Annotated in this window: 3 protein-coding genes; all 3 read left to right on the top strand. The window is 65.6% G+C overall.

Going from position 1 to position 5,214, the window contains the following annotated elements; all coding sequences use genetic code 11:
• The first annotated feature begins 1,315 nt into the window (after positions 1-1,315).
• On the top strand, positions 1,316-1,582 hold the full coding sequence (locus tag ACOJTD_RS10395) for an SEL1-like repeat protein (RefSeq protein ID WP_420132840.1): 267 nt from the start codon (positions 1,316-1,318) through the stop codon (positions 1,580-1,582).
• A gap of 135 nt (positions 1,583-1,717) precedes the next feature.
• Positions 1,718-2,164 (top strand): cache domain-containing protein, encoded by a 447-nt coding sequence (locus ACOJTD_RS10390; protein ID WP_420132839.1) that lies wholly within the window; start codon positions 1,718-1,720, stop codon positions 2,162-2,164.
• Positions 2,165-2,682: 518 nt separating this feature from the next.
• A partial coding sequence (locus ACOJTD_RS10385) for a phosphatase PAP2 family protein (protein WP_420132838.1) occupies positions 2,683-5,214 on the top strand: 2,532 nt, incomplete at its 3' end.

Genomic DNA, 5,214 nt, shown 5'->3' with positions numbered 1-5,214 from the left:
CTCGGGCTGTAAGGAGGTCGCGCGCGGGGCTCGCGCCCGGGCGCGCCGACGCCGCGCGTCCTCGCGCGCGGTCGAATCATCGCGCGCGAGTCGTCCCGAAACCCCTCTGCGCCGGGCGTTTCCGGCGCCCGGGCGGGGGTGTGGACGAAAATATTTTCATTGCCAAAATTCCCGACTCAGACTCCGCGCGGCGCTTTCGGCACCCGACTCGGCCCGGCGCCGGCGCTCGCGGAACTGTTAGTTAGCGTACTAATCGGATTTCAAAAGCCATTGGCGCGCGCGGGCTTCTGTCGATCTTGACAAACGCCGATGTAGATTTTTAGCGGCTTAACGCGATCGTGCCGAGAATTGCGGAGCGTGCCGATTTCAAAGACGCCGACGCGACGCGGCAAACAGCCATCAACACTTCCTTAAGCGGGACACTGTTTTTTTCGATGTGTTGGTGTATTCGGGAAGTAGTGCATCTCGATTCCCGAGTGCACGCAGCAGCAATCAGCCATCTCATTCTTATCGGAGGGCAACATGGCCAAGAAAGCGAAGAAGGCGAAGACCGCGAAGACCGCGAAGAGCGCCGTGAAGAAGACGGCGAAGAAGACCACCAAGAAGGTCGCCAAGAAGGCCGCCAAGAAGAAGTAAGCTCGCTCACGAGCGAGTGCGTCGGCGGGTCGACCGTCGGCAGCGTCACAGACCCTCGACGGATCCCCGCGCTAGCGGCTTCGGCGAAGGTCCGATCGACGAGAGGGTGTCGGCGAGACATCAGGTCAAACGGCCGGTTCAACTTCGACAAGGGTTCGCCCGCGTGGAAGCCTCCGGCAGAAGAAGCGGTTCTTCTTCGTACGGTGCGGATGCTGGGTCCGCAGTTTCACCTCGGTCTTCCGTAGGTGAGATTTGATCCTGACGTGTTCGCCGACGCCCTCGTTCTTTTTTGCGCAGGCGTCCAACGCCGCGCATCGCCCCGGTCGCAAAGCTCCGGGCGCCGCCATCTCCCATCGCTCCGTTCATCTTCGATCGTCCGATCCGCTGCCGGTTTGTCACCGGGTGGCGCGATGCCTGCTGGCGCGATGGTTATCGGTTCGCCAAGCCGCAGGGTAAACCGACCGTCAAGCGATTGCAGAAGTCCTTGTCTCGCAGTCGTTTTTCGAATCACGTGCGCGGCGGCGTCCGGCGCCGTTCAGAATCCGTTCATCGCAACGCTTAAACTGCTCTTCAAATTTGAATGGTCAGATCGCCTTACACAAACACGCCGGGTCACGGCGGTGGGGAACGACAGATCAGAGGACAGGAGCCGCCCTCGGGCGGCAAGATGGAGAGACAGATGCTTCAGGGACATTTCAATACCGAGACCGCGCTGCCGATCGAAGCTGGTGAAAACCCGGATGCGCTGTTCGACCTCGGCCTGCTGTTCGCGTCGGGCCGCGGTGCGCCGGTGGATCTCGTCGCGGCGCACAAATGGTTCAACCTCGCCGCGCTCAAGGGCCGCGCCGACGCCATCGAGCTACGCCGCGAGATCGCCGCGCAGATGTCGGCCGAGGACATTGCGGCAGCGCAGCGTGAAGCCCGCGCCTGGATGACCTCGCACTAACTCCTCGGACATCCGCGCACGTGTAGCGGCGCCCGGTATCGACTTATGGTTCGTCCTAAGTCGCGCTGACCGCCGCTCTGACCTGCGGTTATCCTTCCAGCACGCTCCGCCAAGGGAGCCAACAGGAGGGATGCCATGAAACTCAAGTCACTCGTTTGTCTCGTCGCCAGCGCGAGCCTGCTTGCGGGCTCCGCCGCATTCGCCGGCGAGTTCGGCACCGCCGATGAAGCCAAGGCGATGCTCACCAAGGCCGCCGCCGCCGTGAAGGCCGACAAGGCCAAGGCGCTGTCGGAATTCGCCAAGGGCGAGGGCGGCTTCAAGGATCGTGACCTGTATCCGTTCTGCGGCGGCCCCGACGGCCTGTTCACCGCGCACCCGACGCTGACCGGCAAGAGCCTCAAGGACCTCAAGGACAAGACCGGCAAGCCGCTCGGCGAAGAGATCTACGCCACCGCCAAGGAAGGCGAGGTCAAGGAAGTCAGCTACATGTGGCCGCGTCCCGGCCAGACCGACCCGGTCCAGAAGGTCAGCTACGTCACCAAGGTCGGCGACCAGACCTGCGCGGTCGGCTACTACAAGTAACGCACCCGATCGGTCCATGCACGCTAGCGACGAAATGTTCGCTGAATGAGTGGCGGGCGAGAGCGCTGGTGCGTGTTCCACCTCGTACGCGCGACACCCGTTGCTGACGACTCGTTCCAGATTGCCGCCGCAAGCGCGCGTGCCGCGCCGGTCATCCTGAACAGCCCGGCGCCGCCCTCGGCGGCTCCGGGCGTCTCGGAAGATGAAGGACGAAACGCAGCCGCCCGTCTTCACGCCGGCCAGATGACGAGCGCCGCTCCCGAACTCACCTTGCCGAACTTACTACCCCCACGCTCAACACCCCCCGCTCTACACCGCTGCGCTTAGTTGCATCTCACTCGCGTCATCGTCGATGATGCAGAGATGCAACGCTCGTTTCTATTCGTTGCCACGACACGATCGTTAACGTGCTGTCACGAGTCCGATAATCGCCCCGCGTAAAAACGCCGCAGCTGAGGCGCTTTTCCTGTGGGATGGACACAATGCGTGGGGCAGTTTGCGGTCGATTGAAGTCACGTTTGTTTCACACGACTGCGCTGGTCGCGGTGGTCTGGGTGGGAGCGGCCCAGGCGCAGACGGCCAACGTCACGGTACAGAACGTCAACGCCTACAATCTTCTGGCGCCGTTCCTGGCGCTGAATTCCACCGCGATCGGCCAGGCCACGCTGCAAGCCAATCTGCAGCAGTCGATCCTGATCAACACCACCGCCACGGCCGCCCAACAGGCGATGGCGATCAGCGACAAGGCGCTGCCCGGCAGCGGCTCGATGCCCAGCATCACGCTGGCGGACGGAACGCGCGTCCGGCTCGGCGTCGGTGACAATCTCGCCGGCGGCCTGCCGTTGCAGGCGATCCAGAGCAGCGGCTCCGGGACCGGCACGATCAATCCGATCCAGCCGGTCGGCGGCTATGGCCAGGTGCTCGGCAGCCTTTATCAGACCGGCATCCGCGCCAGCACCGTCAGTTCCGGTCCGCTCGCCGCGACCTATAATCTGCTCAACACCGGCTACAGTTTCACCAGCTCCGACGTCTCGGCGAAGAACTACTTCGCCAACGGCACGGTCAACGGCACCGTCAAGGCGGTGGCGCCGGCGGGATATACGCTGCCGACCTTCAACGGCCTGCCGAACACCACCGACAGCGTCTACGACCTCGCCTATGGTGTGACCAACACCCAGGCCGGCCAGGGCATCTATGGCGACTCCCGCCCGGTGCAGGTGGCGCGCAGCTCGTTCAACGCCTTCGACCCGACGGCGCTCGACGGCCTCACCACCAATCCGGCGTTCCCGAGCGGCCACACCAACTACGCCTATACGGACTCCATCCTGCTCGGCATGCTGGTGCCACAGCTCTATCAGAGCATGCTGGTCCGGGCCTCCGAATACGCCAACAGCCGCATCGCGCTCGGTGTGCATTATCCACTCGACATCATCGCCAGCCGGGCGATGGCGAGCTACGATCTGGCGCAGGCGTTCAGCAATCCCGCTTATATCAACAACGCGGCGGTGACCGGCACGGCGGTCAACCTGCCGGCGCTGTTCACGGCGGCGCAGAGCGAACTGACCAGCTATTTGTCGGCGGGCGCCTCCGGGCAGAGCTGCGGCACCATCACGGTGTGCGCCACCACCAACAATCCCTATGCGGCGTCGTCGAACCAGTCGGTCTATCAGCAGCGGCTGACCTACGGGCTGCCGACGCTGACCTATGCCCAAGCTCCGCGCGAAGCCGCGCCGGCCGGTGGGCCGGATGCGTCCATCCTGCTTGCACCGATCTTCGGCGGCAGCACGTCGGCGGCAAAGACGCTCGCGCCGAGCGGCGGCCTTTATGGCAGCCTGCAGACCGACACCATCAACCAGATCATCGTCAACACCGAAGGCGTCGCGCTCGCCGCGTTCTACGGCACGCCGCTGAGCTACTGGACCCGGCTCGATCTATACTCCGCGATCGGCTACTTCCAGAACGTCACCGGCACCATCTCGCTGGCCTCGAGCGACGTCGTCACCACCAATGTCACCGTCGCCGACACCGGCGTGCTCGCCGGCACCGGCACGGTCGGCGCCACCACCGTGCTGGCGGGCGGCGCGCTGCAGCCCGGCAATGGCGTTGCGGGCTCGTCGCTGACCATCAGCGGCAATCTCGCGATGCAGGCGGGCGCCCTTTATCTTGTGCAGGCCTCGTCGGCCGGCACGCCGTTCACCAGCGTCAGCGGCTCGGCCGCGCTCGCCGGCACCGTGCAGGTGTCGTCGCCGACCGGCGCCTATCGCTTCAACACGCCGACCACGATCCTGACTGCGGCATCGCTCGGCGGCACCAGCTTCGGCGCGGTCACCGCGCCCACGGGCGTCACCGGCACGCTCAGCTACACCGGCACCACCGTCTCGCTGAACCTGAAGTCGGGACTCGGCCAGATCGCCGGGCTCAACGACAATCAGCGCGCGGTCGGCGCCAGTCTGGACCCGATCTTTAACGCCGCCGGCAGCCCGGGCCCGCTCGGTGCGATCTTCACCGGCAATGTCGGGCAGAACCTCGCCCAGGCCGGCGGGCAGGGCGCGAGCGGCGCGCAGCAGACCAGCTTCAACATGATGAACCAGTTCGTCGGCGTGCTGCTCGACCCGTCGGTCGGCGGTCGCGGCCCGATGGGTCCGGGTGCGGGCTCGGCGGCGGCCTTCGCCGAGGAGGGCGATGCGCTGTCCTACGCATCGAACGGACGCAAGCGCTCGGCCAGCGAGCGTGATGCCTATGCGATGGTGACCAAGGCGCCGGTGGTCGCGGTGTATGATCCGCGCTGGGGCGTGTGGGCCGCCGGCTTCGGCGGTTCGCAGACCACCAACGGCAACGCGGGCACCGGCACTGCAGACACCACCAGCCGGATCTACGGCGTCGCGGTCGGGGCCGACTATTACTTCTCGCCCGACACCGTGGCCGGGGTCGCGCGCGCCGCCGGGGGGCCGACGTACGAACTCGCGGGCGGGCGCGGCCGCGTAAGGCGTCAAACCGATCGCGTCCGGCGCGACGAAGCGATAGCCGCTTTCGACGCGGCCGGTCAGCGC

The sequence above is a fragment of the Rhodopseudomonas sp. genome (genome assembly GCF_048594845.1).
GTDB lineage: Bacteria > Pseudomonadota > Alphaproteobacteria > Rhizobiales > Xanthobacteraceae > Rhodopseudomonas.
The sequence above is the reverse complement of the archived record's forward strand: the minus strand, read 5'-3'. Positions and strand labels throughout refer to the sequence as shown.

Bases quoted from the DNA above. Each gene is read 5' to 3' on its own strand.
- ACOJTD_RS10390 (WP_420132839.1), top strand. From the start codon at position 1,718: ATGAAACTCAAGTCACTCGTTTGTCTCGTCGCCAGCGCGAGCCTGCTT.
- ACOJTD_RS10395 (WP_420132840.1), top strand. From the start codon at position 1,316: ATGCTTCAGGGACATTTCAATACCGAGACCGCGCTGCCGATCGAAGCT.